Annotated in this window: 13 protein-coding genes, 1 tRNA gene and 1 pseudogene; 8 read left to right on the top strand and 7 right to left on the bottom strand. The window is 55.7% G+C overall.

From position 1 onward, the window contains the following. The first annotated feature begins 283 nt into the window (after positions 1–283). Genes dcm through V7660_RS01120 form a run of 3 tightly spaced genes read left to right on the top strand, consistent with a single transcriptional unit; the run spans position 284 to position 3214 of the window. Positions 284–1522 carry a DNA (cytosine-5-)-methyltransferase gene (gene dcm / locus V7660_RS01110; RefSeq protein ID WP_335601277.1) on the top strand — a complete coding sequence of 413 codons (1239 nt, stop codon included), beginning with the start codon at positions 284–286 and terminating at the stop codon, positions 1520–1522. Further along, complete coding sequence (locus V7660_RS01115) at positions 1515–1997, top strand: very short patch repair endonuclease (RefSeq protein WP_335601278.1); 483 nt, start codon at positions 1515–1517, stop codon at positions 1995–1997. The genes dcm and V7660_RS01115 overlap by 8 nt, the downstream gene beginning before the upstream one ends. Further along, entirely contained in the window at positions 1994–3214 is a 1221-nt protein-coding gene (locus tag V7660_RS01120; RefSeq protein ID WP_335601279.1) for a type II restriction endonuclease, read from the top strand. Before V7660_RS01115 ends, V7660_RS01120 begins: the two co-directional genes overlap by 4 nt. Here the strand turns inward: V7660_RS01120 and V7660_RS17210 are convergent. Continuing rightward, positions 3207–3566 (bottom strand): annotated as a pseudogene (locus V7660_RS17210) (integrase core domain-containing protein); the annotation flags it as partial. The gene V7660_RS01120 and the pseudogene V7660_RS17210 sit on opposite strands and share 8 nt — an antisense overlap. 510 nt (positions 3567–4076) lie before the next feature. Between V7660_RS17210 and V7660_RS01125 the strand changes: the two are divergent. After that, positions 4077–5198, top strand: coding sequence for a hypothetical protein (locus V7660_RS01125; RefSeq protein ID WP_335601280.1), 1122 nt, complete (start codon positions 4077–4079; stop codon positions 5196–5198). Beyond that, positions 5198–5482 carry a hypothetical protein gene (locus tag V7660_RS01130; RefSeq protein WP_335601281.1) on the top strand — a complete coding sequence of 95 codons (285 nt, stop codon included), beginning with the start codon at positions 5198–5200 and terminating at the stop codon, positions 5480–5482. Before V7660_RS01125 ends, V7660_RS01130 begins: the two co-directional genes overlap by 1 nt. A 726-nt stretch (positions 5483–6208) precedes the next feature. Here V7660_RS01130 and V7660_RS01135 read toward each other — a convergent pair. From V7660_RS01135 to V7660_RS01145, 3 genes are all read right to left on the bottom strand, one after another. Then, a complete protein-coding gene (locus V7660_RS01135; protein WP_335601282.1) occupies positions 6209–6574 on the bottom strand; it encodes a hypothetical protein in 366 nt (121 codons plus the stop codon). 217 nt (positions 6575–6791) lie between these two features. Then, positions 6792–7400, bottom strand: coding sequence for a hypothetical protein (locus V7660_RS01140; RefSeq protein ID WP_335601283.1), 609 nt, complete (start codon positions 7398–7400; stop codon positions 6792–6794). Positions 7401–7451: 51 nt separating this feature from the next. Beyond that, positions 7452–10367: an AAA family ATPase gene (locus V7660_RS01145; protein WP_335601284.1), complete on the bottom strand. Its 2916-nt coding sequence runs from the start codon at positions 10365–10367 to the stop codon at positions 7452–7454. A 228-nt stretch (positions 10368–10595) separates the two neighbouring features. On the opposite strand from V7660_RS01145, the gene V7660_RS01150 reads away from it, so the two are divergent. Both V7660_RS01150 and V7660_RS01155 read left to right on the top strand, forming a co-directional pair. Next, positions 10596–11744, top strand: coding sequence for an MBL fold metallo-hydrolase (locus V7660_RS01150; protein WP_335601285.1), 1149 nt, complete (start codon positions 10596–10598; stop codon positions 11742–11744). Positions 11745–11746: 2 nt separating this feature from the next. Beyond that, positions 11747–12382: a hypothetical protein gene (locus V7660_RS01155; RefSeq protein ID WP_335601286.1), complete on the top strand. Its 636-nt coding sequence runs from the start codon at positions 11747–11749 to the stop codon at positions 12380–12382. A gap of 23 nt (positions 12383–12405) precedes the next feature. Here the strand turns inward: V7660_RS01155 and V7660_RS01160 are convergent, their stop codons facing one another. Together V7660_RS01160 and V7660_RS01165 are read right to left on the bottom strand one after the other, a co-directional pair. Continuing rightward, entirely contained in the window at positions 12406–13350 is a 945-nt protein-coding gene (locus V7660_RS01160) for a DUF4238 domain-containing protein (protein ID WP_335601287.1), read from the bottom strand. 726 nt (positions 13351–14076) lie between these two features. After that, positions 14077–14153, bottom strand: a tRNA-Arg gene (locus V7660_RS01165). Between the two features lie 119 nt (positions 14154–14272). On the opposite strand from V7660_RS01165, the gene V7660_RS01170 reads away from it, so the two are divergent. Then, complete coding sequence (locus V7660_RS01170) at positions 14273–15040, top strand: thermonuclease family protein (RefSeq protein WP_335601288.1); 768 nt, start codon at positions 14273–14275, stop codon at positions 15038–15040. Here V7660_RS01170 and V7660_RS01175 read toward each other — a convergent pair. Next, positions 15037–15924 carry an RNA polymerase factor sigma-32 gene (locus V7660_RS01175; protein ID WP_335601289.1) on the bottom strand — a complete coding sequence of 296 codons (888 nt, stop codon included), beginning with the start codon at positions 15922–15924 and terminating at the stop codon, positions 15037–15039. The genes V7660_RS01170 and V7660_RS01175 overlap by 4 nt on opposite strands. Positions 15925–16050 lie beyond the last annotated feature (126 nt).

Genomic DNA, 16050 nt, shown 5'->3' on the forward strand with positions numbered 1-16050 from the left:
ATTATTCACAATTTTAGATTATATGTTGCGCTTCTGGCATCAGCCTCGGGCCAATCGAAACAGCAATGGGCGCTAGCAGAAAGCCAGCTCGAAAACTCGAAAACCCAGTACACCCGGAGTGGGGAAGTAATCAGCACCCTGGCTAGCCAGCGCCAGAGCACCCAGCCTTGGCTCGACCTTCGATTCTTCCACAGCTTTTTGGAATAAATCAAGAACATCACGTTGACCCCCGGGACGAATACTGACATCCCGTCATCATTGCTCCCCAATGAGGCGACTCAGTATGATCAGCGAATTTACCCTAATGAGATGCCGGGCTGGCTTCACTGTTCCCGAGCTTGCCGCCCATGTTGGCGTGACTGAACGGACTATCTATCGCTGGGAATCCGGCGAGGTAACTGCCAAGCCATTAGTCGTCCGCTGGCTCGAGGAGCGCATCGCAAAACCAGTCCGCGGCCAAGGCAGCGCCGGCTTCCGGTTCATTGATCTGTTCGCCGGAATCGGCGGCCTGCGAACCGCCTTCGAAGATGAAGCTGTGGGTGGTCGCTGTGTGTTCACGAGCGAATGGGATAAATATGCCCAGCTGACCTATCAGGCCAATCACCGCGACAACCAGCCAATTGATGGCGACATTACAAAGATTGATGTCGATGACATCCCCGCGCATGATGTACTGCTCGCCGGATTTCCCTGCCAGCCATTTTCGATAGCCGGTGTTTCCAAGAAAAATGCACTCGGGCGTGCGCATGGTTTCCTGGATGAAACCCAAGGCACACTGTTCTTTGATGTCGCCCGTATTCTCGAAGCCCACCGGCCAGCCGCCTTCCTGCTCGAGAATGTGAAAAACCTGACTAGCCACGATAAAGGCCGGACATTTGAAGTGATCCGACGTACACTGACCGAGGACTTGGGTTACCACGTGAAATTCCGCGTTATAAATGCCAAACATTTTCTGCCGCAGCACCGCGAGCGAATTGTGATCGTTGGATTCCGCGAAGCAACGGGCTTTTCTTGGGATGATCTCAGCCTGCCGCAGATCGGCGTCCGAACTATGTCGTCAATCCTGCACCCGGAAGATGGTTCGGAAGCGCCTGAAGGCCACTTCACGACCGGCGCAAAGGCTCTGGTGAACGAAAAGTATACTTTAACCGATCATCTCTGGAAATACTTGCAGGACTATGCCGCAAAGCACAAAGCAGCCGGAAACGGTTTCGGGTTCGGGCTTGTCGGCCCGGACGATACCTGCCGCACGCTATCTGCGCGCTACTACAAGGATGGATCCGAGATCCTAATCGACCAAGGCCGAAATAAAAACCCCCGCCGTCTGACACCACGCGAGTGCGCGCGCCTGATGGGCTATCCTGACACGTTCCGGATTCCGGTCTCGGATACGCAGGCCTACAAGCAGTTCGGCAATTCGGTAGCTGTGCCGGTGTTCCGGGAAGTCGCAAAGATCATGAAGCCCCATATCCTGGCGAACCTCGCACCGACAGAGGGCATTCCTCTTCTACGCTATGCCTGACGTTCATGACCGGGCAACTCGCAGCCGCAACATGTCCGCAATTTCTGGCAAGAACACAAAGCCGGAACTGGTCATTCGCAAGGCCCTACATGCAACGGGACTGCGTTATCGCCTGCACAGGAAAGATCTGCCTGGCCGACCGGATCTGGTCTTTCCAAAATATCACGCCGTTGTATTTGTAAACGGGTGCTTCTGGCACGGACACGACTGCGCCCTATTTCGCTGGCCTGGCTCCCGGCGCGAATTCTGGGAAAACAAAATCACGAGCACCCAGGTCCGGGACGCCCGAAACTTAAAAGACCTCGCTCACCGTTGCTGGCGCACCGGCATTGTGTGGGAGTGCGCGCTGAAGGGCAAAAACCGCCTTGCCCTAACGAGCATCACCGACGATATCAGAAAATGGTTGTTATCAGATGCACCAGGCTTGTCCATCGATGGCAGCGGGACAGTCATTAGCGGGAACGACACGGCATGAAGTTTGGATCACTCGCAGATCATTTCCTCGGCGCTGGTGCCAAGTACCTGACAGACGTTGAGATTAATCTTCAGACCTCCAATCAACACGAGTTCCAAGGCGTGGGTGGGTTCCGTCGATTCCTTGGCGCTCCGCTGGAAAAAGAAACCTTCCCAGCGGTCTTCCTCTGGCTTGATGACAACGAAGATGAAGAGCGCCCCCGTGCGGAGGCTTTTTGTACCTGGAGCAATGTGCGACGCAACCAGCCGCAGCGGAGTGCAGAATACCATCTCTATTATTCAGCGAACTCGCGCACAGTCGTGCATCGGGCCCACGCAGGTGACTTTCTGCTTATTGCGCAGAGACCAGACCGGTCCCTGCTTATCATCCTGTCGCCGGCTGGTTCGACCATCGGTCAGCAATTGCAGTGGCTCTTTGGTCTTGACCTTGTCGAAGACAAAGCGGTCTCGAAGGAAATCAGCGTCTCAACGGCTCGTGGACTTGACTATGCCGCCCGGAAAGTCCTTGCCGAACTCGACATCGAGCCTGATCAGGCAGAACCGTCCGACTTCGACCGCCTGATCGGCCAGTTTGGCCTCTCATTCCCATCCACAGCGGAGTTCTCGCGCTTTGCCAGAGAAAGTCTTAGCGGTATTGATCCTCTCGCAGATCCTGACGAAGCGCTGATTGCGTGGATGGATCAGGAAGAGGCACTGTTTCGCAGTCTTGAAAAGTTGATCGTCTCTGAACGGTTGAAAACCGGCTTTCACGGTGAGGGCATGGCCGACGTCGACGGGTTTCTCAAATTTTCGCTCAGCGTCCAAAATCGCCGAAAGTCGCGAGCGGGCTACGCCTTCGGACATCATGTCGAAGCAATCCTCGCAGCAAACTCTATTCGTTATCGTCGCGAAGCGACGACGGAGAAACGCAAAGCTGCGGACTTTCTCTTTCCAGACGAAGCTTCCTACGCGAACGAGCAATTCCCCACAGAGCGCCTGAAAATGCTGGCCGTTAAAACGAGCTGCAAGGATCGTTGGCGGCAAGTGCTGTCTGAGGCAGACCGTATCAGCCCAAAGCACCTACTAACGCTGGAGCCGGCTATTTCTACCGCACAGACTGATGAAATGCGCAGCCAGGACTTACAGCTCGTGCTTCCGCGCGCACTACACACAAGTTTTCGTCCGCAACAGCAGGCTTGGCTCTTGGACATGAGAGCGCTTATCAATCTGGTCAGATAGAAACGAAGGCAGATCGAGATCGTCCTCTATTGCCGCCTGAGCTAAGCTCGCGGGTCCGGCGCGAATCATACCAGCATCCTGGGGCACTTGATGAGGGTCGTGCTGGCGGGGAAGGGGTGACCCGCCCCCATAGCGCAGCCGGTTTCTGCGTAGTGTTTTCGTGTTTGATTTGGAAGGGCGACTTCGTTTCGGGGGCCGGTGGACGATAGCCGAGTGATGAGTGAAGCCAGATGCGATTGTATTGTTTGAGTCTGGTGTTAATGACGGTTTGGGCCTGTTCGAGTGAAATAAACCACTCGACGTTCAGAATTTCACGGTGCGGCGTTGCATTAAAGCGTTCATTGTATCCATTTTTCCATGGGCTGGATTCAGGCCTTGAGCTTTAGTTAGACGAGCACCTCTTTGAGGGTCTGCTTGTCCAGTTTCAAGCCAGCTACGTTTTGCTTCGGGCGGGCGTTCTCCCTCTCCAAACCTTTCTTCTTGGCCAGTTGGCACTTACTGACACCGCCAGTCTTGCACCAATTGTAGGCATCGGACGCGCTACCCATGCGGCAGGCAGTCACAATATCGAGACCCTCTGCTAACCACAGCTTGATCTCCAAGAACAACCGAAGAACGTCTACATCCAAATGCCGCTTTCGAGCGAACCTTAGTCCCTCCTGAACCGCCAGAATCACTAAGATTAATTTGGTTTAGGTTGGGGGGCGCTCCGGAAAGGCATGGAATATTCCCCGGACTATTGAAACATGCGCCGCTCACCAAAAGATTTAACGGGCAATTCAGATTATTCACTTGACCATTTATTATTTCAGCATTAGTTCTTGGGCAATCAAAATAACTTAGATACCCGAGGACTATAGATATGCACACTTTGGCAGACGAATTTTTTGACCGAATCTCTGAGTTTGAAGGCACTTATGAGTGGGAGGAACACGATGACGGAAAGTCGATCCTCACCCTGATTGGCGAGCTCATTGAACACATGACCACGCGCCATCATGCCAATATTAGCATGGCGGTACTGACCAAAATCATGAGTTATAGCGATCTCATCGAATGGGACTGGTCAATGCTTTCCAAGGTCCATATCTCCGCCGACTGGCGCGCGGAGCTGGAAGAGGCGATGTCGTATACGATCTTCGATGGCCCCTACTTGTTTGATCATCTGCACGATCTCCACGCCTTGGCCTATTACGGAATTCTTCCTGGCTGGAGATCCAATCTTTCACTTGATGCGACCGCCCCTGCAGCGGCCGAACTTCAAAGCCGCTACACCGCCCAACACGACGTCGCAAAATGGGTTGAATTTATTTGCGCTAAAATCGACGAGGTCGAGCAGCTCCTATCTGCAAGCAGGCTCAAAGATGGGTTGTTTGACAACTGCGCGCGGGTAAGAACCGCCGCTAGGGCTCGGCTGGCTTATGACAAAGGCGAGCCACTCACTGTCGCTGAACTCGCCGCCCTCTCCGGCGTATCGATGAAGCGGCTGCAAAATGCGATCTATGCCAAAACCGATGAGGCTCCGCTGGTTGGAAAGAAGGGTAAAATCGCAGCCGATAATGCCCGCCCCTGGCTGGAAGTAAGGGACTACAAGCCCTCTCTCTGGCAAGCTGTAGAGAAATTGCAACCTCTGAAACCTGACTGGGGCGAAGATGTTCCCTATGGTTCAGACACGCCTGAAGTCGCGCTCGCCGATTACGTCTTTGTGCCGGTTGCCAATGACGGGTCAGAATTCCTTCCTGACGTCTGCTGGCGCAAGGGTAAAGGCGAAAACGACGCCGGATACACGATCGGCGCAAAAGGCGCTGAACAGAGAATCTCAGACTACCGCGCTGCATTGGAGCTCTTGGCACGGATGGATACACCGCGCTGGCGCCGGCCGAATGCCGATAGTGGGAACTGGGGCATTGTCACCGGACATAGCTGGCGTCGGGTTGCCCTTGAGAGCCTTCAACTTCCGAACCCAGAGAAGGAGGACGTGTAATGACGCACACCGATATTCTTTCATCCTGCCGGGTATCCCGGCACGCAAAGATACGCCAGTCGCAAAGAGGCGTGCCCGATATAGCACTGGAGCTTCTCGTCAAATTCGGGTCCAGCGAATCGAGCTTTGACGGCACAGAACGGCTCTATTTTTCAGAGCGGGATTGGAAGCGCGTGAAGAAACATTTCGGGTCATGGATGCCGAATAAATCCGGAAAGCTGCGCGATCTCTATCTCATCCTTGCCGGTGACGGCACCATCGTGACTGTCGCGCACAAACACTAACCTACCCAACAGAACAACCACAATTAATTGAGTATACTATGCCTTCGCATTCTTTTCCTTATCTCGACCGATTTTGCCTTTCAAGCGTGATCCGACCTCGAGCGCCAGGCATTCGTGGGAGTAGGTATCAATCGCTGTCAGCAAGCGGATCTTCGTGCTGCAGGAAAACTGGCCGTGAACGAAGTCGAGGCTTCAGGCTTGGTTTAGTTCTGACGGTTGCCACCGGGCGTCCCGATGAACTGCGAGCTTGCGCCTGCGGGGCGGTTTGGCCCGCAAACGTAGACCATTTCGACCATGGAGCCGATAGACTATGTGCTTGCTAACCTGGCAGGCTTCGCAATTCGGGAGGATGTGCATGCGCCGGTAACCGAACCACAACCGGGGCGCCGCGATCTCATGCATGGGCTGATGCAACTAGGTCAGCGAGTCTGTCCGCAGCTGCTTCCATTGTGTTGAATGGTTCTGTCGCGTCAGACCACGTGCCTTTCGCTGGCTGTAGCTGTGCTGACCCGCCTTCCATCACGAGGGATGCCATGGTTACATAAGGAGTGGCTGCGCAATCGGGGTCTCGTCATATCCCTTTGCGAATTCAAAGTTGATTTACATTAGGATGAGCGAGTCAAAATTAAATAGCCTTTTGAAGAGGCTCAGCGGTCACCTATCCGGCCAATTGGGTAACATGGGAATCAGTAATTACGCAAAAACACAGAACATGCAGTTTACTTACTACACTGCAGAAGTTCTCCGTGGCTTTGGTGATACTACAGTGGGCTCGAGCCACTTCTTGCGATGCAAGAGATAGGTTTTCAGTGACGGCCAGTGTTTGTGGTGCTCCTGCGGCCCAGAGTACCATTTTGGCCGGACCTTTATCACCGAATGCCTGACAAGGTTTTCTATGGGACGGTATTCCGCTTCGACCATTGCTATGGCTTCCGCGAGGTCTTTTTCGCTATCGCCGGACCAAGCCCCATATCCCTCAAGTTCCGCTTTCCACTCAGTGGCTGCGGCTTCAATCGACCCCAACCGATGCAGTTTGTCTCGAATCTGTTTAGCGAAGCTGTTGACTTGAGGGGATGACATTTTGATTTCCATGTGATTTCGCTCAACAATTGAAAATCGAGAATCGCGATCGAGGTCTATCAAAAAGTTTCGATGTGCGCGCTTTGTACCCCAGTTAACGGGCGAGTCGGGTGCGCCATCGGAGCTTGCGGACAGGACTTTAGACTCGAGGGACACTCCAATGTCCGCGCCTTGGAAAGCCGGCGCTAAAAGAGCTAGAACCCGATAGAATCCAGACGTTCAAGTATAGTCATTTCGAGGCTGGCAGATTCTGATCGTCAGGGCGCGATTCATGCCACTCCTTAATCAACTTCTTGCGATACTTTTTGATCACCTTCAGTGCATTGGCTGATCCGCGAACCGGTTGTTTGGGGGCAAGTATGGTCGGAGGGTCATCGAGACTGATGCTGACTTGGACACCCCGGAGAACGGCGACGACATGGGGCCGGCCGCGGTGTTGGCTTTCATTTGATCGGAAAATTACTTCGAACTCTTTGACGACGCCACTTCGTCGTTCCGTCAAAAATTCCGGCGCGCCCTGATCGGCGTCCCATCCTGCCCGCAGCTCATCGCATAACGTGTCTGACAAACCGTCTGAAACGAGGCATTCCTGCCAATCTTCGCGGCGCGCATCCGGACGAGCCTTGTCAAGGGAGCGGTCAATTTGTTCTTGGCTCGCGCCTTCCGACCGGAGTTGCTCGACTGATTGTAGATAACCCAAATCCCAAAGTGTCAGGATGATGCTGCCCGAAACATCATCTGCAACATCGTTCGGATACGGGACTTCTCCTTTAAGGAAAGGAGCTCCTTTTTGAATTGCCAATGTCCGCAGGCGATCCTCAACTTCTTGGTCAGTCATCCGTGCGCCCTCCCAACAAACTCGTGGCCGTTCGCTCGGGTTCTGAAGTTGCTATCCATTTAGACAGCATTTCTTGTATTTGCGACCGGATCCACAGGGGCATAGTTCATTGCGGCCGATCTTTCTAGCACCAGCGTGCCGTTGTCGCACGGCGCGATCCGGTCCACCTAGTGGCGAGCGCCGTTCCGGTGCTCTGATCTCTCCCACCGCAATCTGCTCGATCAGCTCGCGTTGATTGGCAAGGCCCGCTTGGTGAGCTTCCGGGAGTGTGGAGATGAAAGGCTCCAACTGAGCCATCTGCCTGCGAGCATCTACGATCTTGCCATTGTAAGCGAGAAGCACTGCATAGTGGCTATATACATCCATATACTCACCGTCGAACTGAAATGCAGTCATCAAAGGGAGGACATGGTTTTCCATGGCGATAACGGCGGCTTCAGTATCTCCCAAATCGAGACAATCATCTGCGAATTCCTGTGCAACTTTCATTTGCGAGCGCCACGCACCTACCAAAAAATAGAATTTGGCTGCATGTATCGCCAGAAGTCGCGGATGCTCACCGAGCGCACGCTTGATCTTACCTGTGAGTGACAAACAGTCAGCCAAGTGCTTCAAATCAGATTGCGCCTCCTCAATATCCGCCACCAGCTCGCGCATTCGCTGGTTAGTCGCCCCCAAAACATCAGCCGGAAGGATATCGAGTACATCATAATACTCCGCATAAAGCGTTTCCGCGATAGGGAGAGCTTTTCGATTTTCCCCCAAGGTATGGAGTGCTGCGGCATAATTGTAGCGAACCAGTCGAAGTTTGGATGGATATCCTTCGGCCTGCGCCCGGCACCGGTTGTAGCTCTCGTGAACAACAACGGCATCGCCGCGCGCTCCCCCGGACATCATGGTTTTGATCCCGATTCGTAACGGACCATCCGGGTCAATTCCGGGATGTTCGTCGAGAATGGCCTGCATCCGAGTCAGACGCGGTCCTGGATCGTAAACCCTCGCGTCACTTTGCAGATCCCAGAACGCCAAAGCCTCCAAAGCCCAATATTCACTCTCCGGTCCGGCATCCGGGTCTGCGGCCAGCGCTTCCAAAGCGAGTTTCAAATCGGTCGGGTCGCCATACTCATGGAACATTTCTTCCATGGCAACATCGGCAAGAACCTCGGTTCGCCCTGTCGGCGCCAGCAAACGCATCCAGGCGGATAGTCGGGCAATATCCGGTCGTGCTTGCAAGGATTGAAATAAAACGTCCCGCAACCGGACCAGACATTCAAGATGCAAATCGGGGGATACACTGTCCAAAAGCGATCGTGCAGGAATGGTGACGGCGTCATGGACCTTCCATTTACCGTTGGCAAAACGCTGAACTAGGCCGCTTCGCGACAACTCCCGCAGAACCCGCATTGAACTGTCGGGACGGGAGGGTAGACACTCTACAATATGGCCTATTTCATCTGGATCTAGCGACAGGCGAGTCAGCGACAAAACACTGAGCACGGCCCTTTCATCCGTGTTAAGCGTATCCAACACCTCTTCAAGTAGCACTTCTTGCGCGACAGGTTGGGCATGCGAACCCGCCTCTAGTTCGGCCAGAAACTTCTCTACATCCCCTCCGTAGGTCTGATGGCACACGCGAGCGGCGCTTTCGACAAATAGCGGCAAACCCCCGGTAACAGTGTGCCAGCGCCTTGCGATAGCTGGACTGATAGGGACAATCTTTTCGGCAAAAACGCTCGCGATTGTTTCCATGCTCCACCCGCTTAACTCTTCGGCAGAAACACCAAGATGAACTTCGAAACGGGCGATATGATCGCCGGGCTGCCCAAGAAGAACAAAACGGACATTTGAACAGCAAGCGATGATATCGCGAATGACTTCTGGCCGGCATCGATGCACGTTGTCCAAGACCATCACTGGTGTGGATTGGGAGGCATCGATGTGCCTGTTCAAGGCCGCCAGCAGCTCCATTCCTGTACCAGCGGGGAGTCTCGCCGTGTCGCCGGGTCCGCCCGTCAGCATGCGCGCCGCGAGTTCGCGCGCCAGAGAGCTTGCGAGCGCCGTGTCCGGCAAATCACAAATATCGAAGTATCCGACGACCTCAGGCGTGTGCGATGCGTGTGAGGCGGCCCAGAGCGTTTTGCCAGCACCGGAAAAACCGACAATCAGGCGGACGCCCTCGCCCGAGATCAGGGGGGGCTCGTTCTCCTGCGGCCGGTAAGTATCAGGCACCTCCGGAAACTCCTGAAGCTGATCGACATAAGACTCGAACAGGTTTGGAAGTTCAATTCTTGAAATACTGTGGTCAGCCCGATCCGCGCCTGTCGCCGCAAACTGCACTTTCGCCGCAAGTTTCCAGACAAGCGTGTCCGGTTGGAGCGAGCGGAAGGGCAGAGGCTCGGCGAGTGTTCTCGTATAATTTATCGCATCGTTGAGGTCTGCCGTAGCTTCGGGAAGGAAAGGATGATCCTCCAATGTCCGACCAGGACAGATAAAGTGAACGTCATCAGGCCAAGACTCGATCTCTGCTGTGAGCTTAGGGCCCGGCGGCTGATTAGAGACAATTGCGAAAACCACTGAACGCTCACCAACCTTGTCCGAATGCTCCTCGCGCAACTCAGAAAAATGCATGAGAACACCCGCAAGATCGCTGGGCATCAACAGGTTCTGGCGGGTTTTTACCTGAAGAAAATAGACAGCGTCCGGCGTTTCGCACTCGATGTCTTCATCACGTTCGATGAGAACAGCACCACCCTCCAGCGCATGAAGTTTAAGTAGGCAGGCCGCGGCATACAAATGCTGGTAGAGAAAACCTCGATGCACCGCTTCGATGCGAGCAAGCTGTTTAGAGTCTAAGACTACCCGTTCACCGGGTGCACCCCCTATTGCCGCATTCATGTCACCATCCCCTCCATAGAGCACATGATGCTGGCGCAGGTTACAATCAATAGGAGAGAATTGGTGCTGCACTCAAATGCCATCCTGGCGTCCGGCTCGTGCCCCTCATTCTGCTGAGCTACGGGATCGCTGCTTGCAATTACAACAGGTTGGGTAAGAGGGAATCCCAGGGACTTGCGGTCTGGCGCCCATTCTCGGCACGCATCCATCGTTCACACGGACATTGGTTTGTGAATCGTTCTGGTTGAGCGCAAGGCGCGACTCAGGTATGTTCCCCATAGGTTCTGGTCGGAGGTCGTCATGGACGGGTGCTACGAGATCGATTTTCTAGACTCGGCATGCGACAGCAGCGCCGACGCGATCGTAAAACGATACTGGCATAACGGCAGGTTCGTTCTGCAAGTAACAGACGCTGGGTACGCCTGTACCGCCGAGCGAGTGCTCGACCATATTCGCGCCTTCTACCCGGACCATGACTCGATTGATCATCTTGTCGTTACCCATGACGACCGCGACCACGCGAGTGGTGCTCAATTTATATTGGAGAACTTCCGGGTTGGTCAGGTTTGGATGAACGCCCCGTGGCATCATTTGGTCCAGTTGAAGCCGAGGTTCCCCCGCATTCAGACGATGGCGGCGCTGTTCGACAGGCTTTGGTCGGAGTACTCAGACTTGGCAGAGATCCAGCGCATCTGCGATAGAATTGGTGTGAAAGTGAATACCGCGCTTGCTGGCACCCGAATCGGCGCCTTTCGAGTTCTGTCGCCGACGCTGGAATACTTTCTGAACATGGTTGAGGCCTCACCCAAATCGCCATTCAGCCCGGAAGAGGGAATCAAAGCTCGCGGCGTGCGGCTAACCCCCGGACCTCTGAGCCAGACCTCAGGCGGTACGATCAACGCGCTCGCTGAAACTCGTTTGCATACGAATAGTAGTGGCACGAAGATGCGAACCGCGCCTTGGGGGCATGAGATATTCGCCGTGGAAGACACGTCTCCCGACAACCAGCTCAGCATCGTACAATTTGCCAACTTCGGCGGGCACAAAGTTCTGCTGACGGGCGACGCGGGGCGTGAAGCTCTTGACTGGGCCTACATTGTGGCCGTGAGTTTTGGCATCGACTTCTCCAACCTCAAGATCTTTCAGGTTCCGCATCATGGCTCTCGACACAATCTAGACTCCGAGATACTGGATACGTGGCTTGGCCCCGTGCTGCCCGAGATAGTCGGTATGGGCAACAACTGCGACCGCTGGGCCGTGATTTCGGCGGCCAAAAGTGATCCACTGCATCCACGCCACGCGGTGATCAGAGCTATGATTCACCGAGGCTACCGGCCTTACACGCATGAGCGTGGCGCTTGGATGCGATTCTACAAAGGTTTTTCGCCCCGGGCAGAAGAGGTGGCGCTTGTTCCGTTGGCTTATCCGAATACCGTTGAGGTGAACTAGTGGTGGCCCAGGACAAATCGCACAAGCAGCAGAACCTCCTGCCGCTGAGCGTGCTGACCGCGGTGCACATCGTCGGCTTTCTACTCGCGACTGGAATTGGCGGCGGCGTGATGGACGAAGCGGCCGACTGGTCCAAGTTGGGTGTCGCCTCGTTCGTTGCCGCCGTCGCCGCGCTCTTTGTTTTGATGATCAACGCCCAGGCGAGCGATGTGCTCAAAGCGAGGCTTGTCTATCTCCGCTGGGACGATCCCCTTCCCGGAGGTGAGGCCTTCTCCAAATGGATGGCGACGCACCCCAACATCGACCCCGGCGCGGTTCGGGCGGCAGTGGGAGAACTGCCCGAGAGCAGAGCCGAGCAGAACATGGCTTGGCTGCAGCTCTACAGGGAGTGCGAGAATCAAGTTGGGGTCGGCGGCGCGAGCCGAGAATATCTTCTGGCCCGAGACGCGACGTTCCTTGGTTTGATATTCACGTTCGTGTTGGGCTCAGCGGTCTGGTTCTATCAGAGCCAAATCGTGTGGAAGTTAGCCTACGTTCTGCCGGCCCTTTCATTCATGCTGCTGACGTGGCGAGCTGCTAGGCTCAACGGCATACGTCTGGTGAAGTTGGTACTCGCAAGACAGTCATCGCCGCGCTGAGTGATGTGTCCGGCCCATCTGTACTAAGCCCTACCAACTTCTTGCTGAAACCCATCTTTCCATCCCACGGGGGTCCATATCCTTCTCGGATTGCACACAATTTGAAAATGACGGTTCTTTTCGATAAAAGGGTCCATCCAGTCTTGCCATCGTGACGACAGCAAGAGGTCTTCGGCGCACTTCACTAGCAGCCCGTTCAGCCCAACGGCCTCCGGGCGCGACAGCCTAATATGTTGGTAGCTGAAATGGCGAAACGAGAAACCAAGTTTCGCCCCCCGTAGGCGTGGATCAGGTCGAAACCTCACAGCGAGGTTTGGGGACAAGGGAAACACACGATTGACCATTCCCCTTGCTTCGTCGGGCTCCACACCAAATGGGAAGTCGCTTGTGAAGAATGGGCAGTCCGCGTGTTCGTTGTGCAAAACCTCCCAATGCTGGTTCCCGAACGCTGTAACGCGCCCAAGTATGTCCGCTACTCCAATTGCCTGCACCATTTTTGGGTCAACTTTAAATGCGATCTTACCTTGTTCGATCAACTCGGTTAGGTCCTTACCAACCAACGATGCGGGTGGCGGCTCGAAGACCTGCTCGCGATCCGCCTCCAGAGCAGCCAAGGCCAATTTGCCTTCGATTGGGCCTGCATTGATCCTCTGGGCGCCCGGCGAACAACTCAGGATGTAGCTGGCCATCCCTGCGATCTTGTAAATGCAGTCTTCATCGGGCTTCGTCGCTGCCAGCATATCAACCGCTGCATTGAAGCCACCTTCGACAGGCACCAAAAAGCTCTCGATAGCTCGGGGTTCCGTTAGGTAATCATTGGTATTGCCTTCGTCCAACCGACATATGTCTTTGGTTCGCGGCGTAAATTTTTTGAGATCAGACTTGCGAATACCATAGAGAAGATTCCCGAGATCGGGAGCCAGGAATCGCCTTAAGTAGACTTGAGATATGTAGTGATCGAGAGCCATCGTTCGACACGCGTAGACTGATTCAATGAGCCGATGAAGCCTGAGGCTAACTCAGGCTGATGATCCGCTGTCTACAAGTGTCACAGAACCGGGGACCGTGCTGGGTCGCCCCAAATTCATTCCGACATCGCAGACATGCGTGGGTGACGACAGACGTCATCACCGCGCGGGCATGCTCCTGGGAGGCCTCGCTCGCCTCTGGCAAAATAGCATTATGAGCAGGCTCTTTGGACGAAGCCGACGTGGCGTCTGCTTCTTGGACGGGGTGACAACATCGACACTCTCGCCCATCAATTCGCCCTCAACGTGGATTGCGCGGGCGTCGGCGTGGCCCGAAACGACCATCTTGAGACCCCGGCGTCGGAGGGCGTCGATGTGCCCACGCACCTAGCTGGGCGTCAGCGCTGATGCTTTGCACGCTGGCCGGCAGGTAGCGGCGGACGAGTTCAGGAACTGTCACAGGGCTAACTTTTGGATCGCCTTCTTGGTCTTGGGCGGCGCGGACTGTCGGAGGGCACAGACCTCGCTGTACTGCGCGCCGTTCGCACGCACTCACGCACATCATGCTCCGACGCGAGCTGCGCACTCTCGACTGGGGAAAAGTTCGCCTCTGATTGCCGTTTCGTGTTCTTGCGGGAATTAAGCATGCATTGCTCGATTGGTTCCCCCGTGGTTCCCCGAGCGTAATTCGCGCCAGTTCAATGAGACATAACCAATTGTTTTTATTGGTGATCCCGGCGCGATTCGAACGCGCGACCTACAGATTAGGAATCTGTTGCTCTATCCTGCTGAGCTACGGGACCGCTGGGTGGGTTCGGCTATACGGTAAATGCGGCGCGGATTGAAGTCGGCAATTTCCGGCTCTACGCTGCCGGGAGCAGGGCTGTGCGTGCGCCTGCGACAAGCTAGATGGGCGGATTGGATGGCGCGAGCGACAGCAGGGTTCTGGATCCTCACGATCCTGGCTGCATGCAATGCGGCGGGCCCGCTGGATGGTCTTGAGCCGGGAGAGCGGGGCCGGGTCGTGCGGGTCGTCGACGGAGATACGATCGTGCTGGATACGGGCCAAAGCGTCCGCCTGGTTGGTATCGAGGCCCCATCCGGCGGATACAAGGAGCGCGAACCCCAACCATATCACACCGAGTCCAAACGCATGATGGAAGACATGGTGCTTGGCCGGGAGGTCCAGCTCCATTATGGCGGCCTGACGCGCGACCGATATGATCGCGCGCTGGCCCATGCGCAGACCGTGGATGCCCTCGGGCCCAAGCTCTGGCTCAATGCGGAGATGGTGAAGCGTGGCGGCGCGCGGGTTCGGGTCTATCCGGATACGGCAGCCGCGAATGCACCCCTTTTGGAGTTCGAGCGCGACGCACGGGGGCAGGAAACCGGCTTGTGGCGAGCAATGCAGTATCGCATACCCTATGCCAGAGATCTGCCGGATCCCTTCGAGGGCTTCCAGCTCGTGCATGGGCATGTCGTCGATATGCAGGGGGCGGACGGATATGGAGCTGTGTGCGACCTGTCGCTTGAGGACTCCTTGCTGAAACTGCAAATCCAGACAGCGGCTGCGTCGCTATGCCAGGAAGCGCCTGGGCATATGGTTCTGGCGCGTGGCTATGTGCGCGACAACGAGATGGAAATCTCCCATGCGCTCAATTTCGAGTTCGTGGAGACTCCGACGCATTAGGTGCCGGGCAGCAGGCCGGCTTCGTCCGGGTCGCCGACAATGCGCTCGAGCGCGCGGCGCAGCTTGCCGAGGGCCTGATGTTCGATCTGCCGCACACGTTCCTTCGAAATGCCGAGTTCGTGGCCAAGGGTCTCCAGCGTGACGGAATCCTCGCAAAGGCGACGCTGCATGATGATGTGCGTCTCGCGCGGGTTCAGCGCCTTCAGCGCATTGGCGATCCATTCCTTGCGTCGGGTCGAGTCCCGCGACTCCATGACCTGCTGTTCGGGAATGGGCGCGACATCGGGCAGGAGGTCCTGCCACTCGCCATCGCCATCCACTGCCATGGGGGCGTTGAGAGACCGGTCGGAAGCGGACAGGCGCGACGCCATGTTTTCCACGTCGCGCTCCGGCACGCCGAGATGCTCGGCAATCCATGTCCGGTTTTCCCGCGTCATCACACCGTCGCCAGTATCGTCGATACGGGCGCGCAGGCGCCGGAGATTGAAGAAGAGCGATTTCTGGGAGGAAGTTGTCCCCGTGCGCACAATCGACCAGTTGCGCAACACAAAGTCCTGAATGGAAGAGCGGATCCACCAGCTCGCATAGGTCGAGAACCGTACCTTCCGGTCAGGCTCGAACCGGGCGGCGGCCATCATCAGGCCGACATTCCCTTCCGAGACGAGGTCCGGCATGGGGAGGCCATAATGGCGGAATTTCGAGGCCATGGCGATCACGAGGCGAAGATAGGCGCGGGTCAGTTCATGCAGGGCGCGCTCATCTTCTTCCTCGCGCCAGCGGCGGGCCAGATCCAGCTCATGCTCGGCTTCCAGCATCGGTGCCTTCATCGCCTTTTTCACATAGGTTCGATCCGCAGGTCCGTTGGAGCTATAGGCATTTGCCATGACGGGTCATCTCCTTCTGCGACGGGCATGTTGCCAAACTAACACAGTCTCTACGGGCTAGAGCGCATGCTGGATCAGAATAGTTCCCAACTTTAATCACTTTATGGAGAGCGCCATGATGAGCGC

Source organism: Hyphomonas sp., assembly GCF_036964145.1.
Classification (GTDB): domain Bacteria; phylum Pseudomonadota; class Alphaproteobacteria; order Caulobacterales; family Hyphomonadaceae; genus Hyphomonas.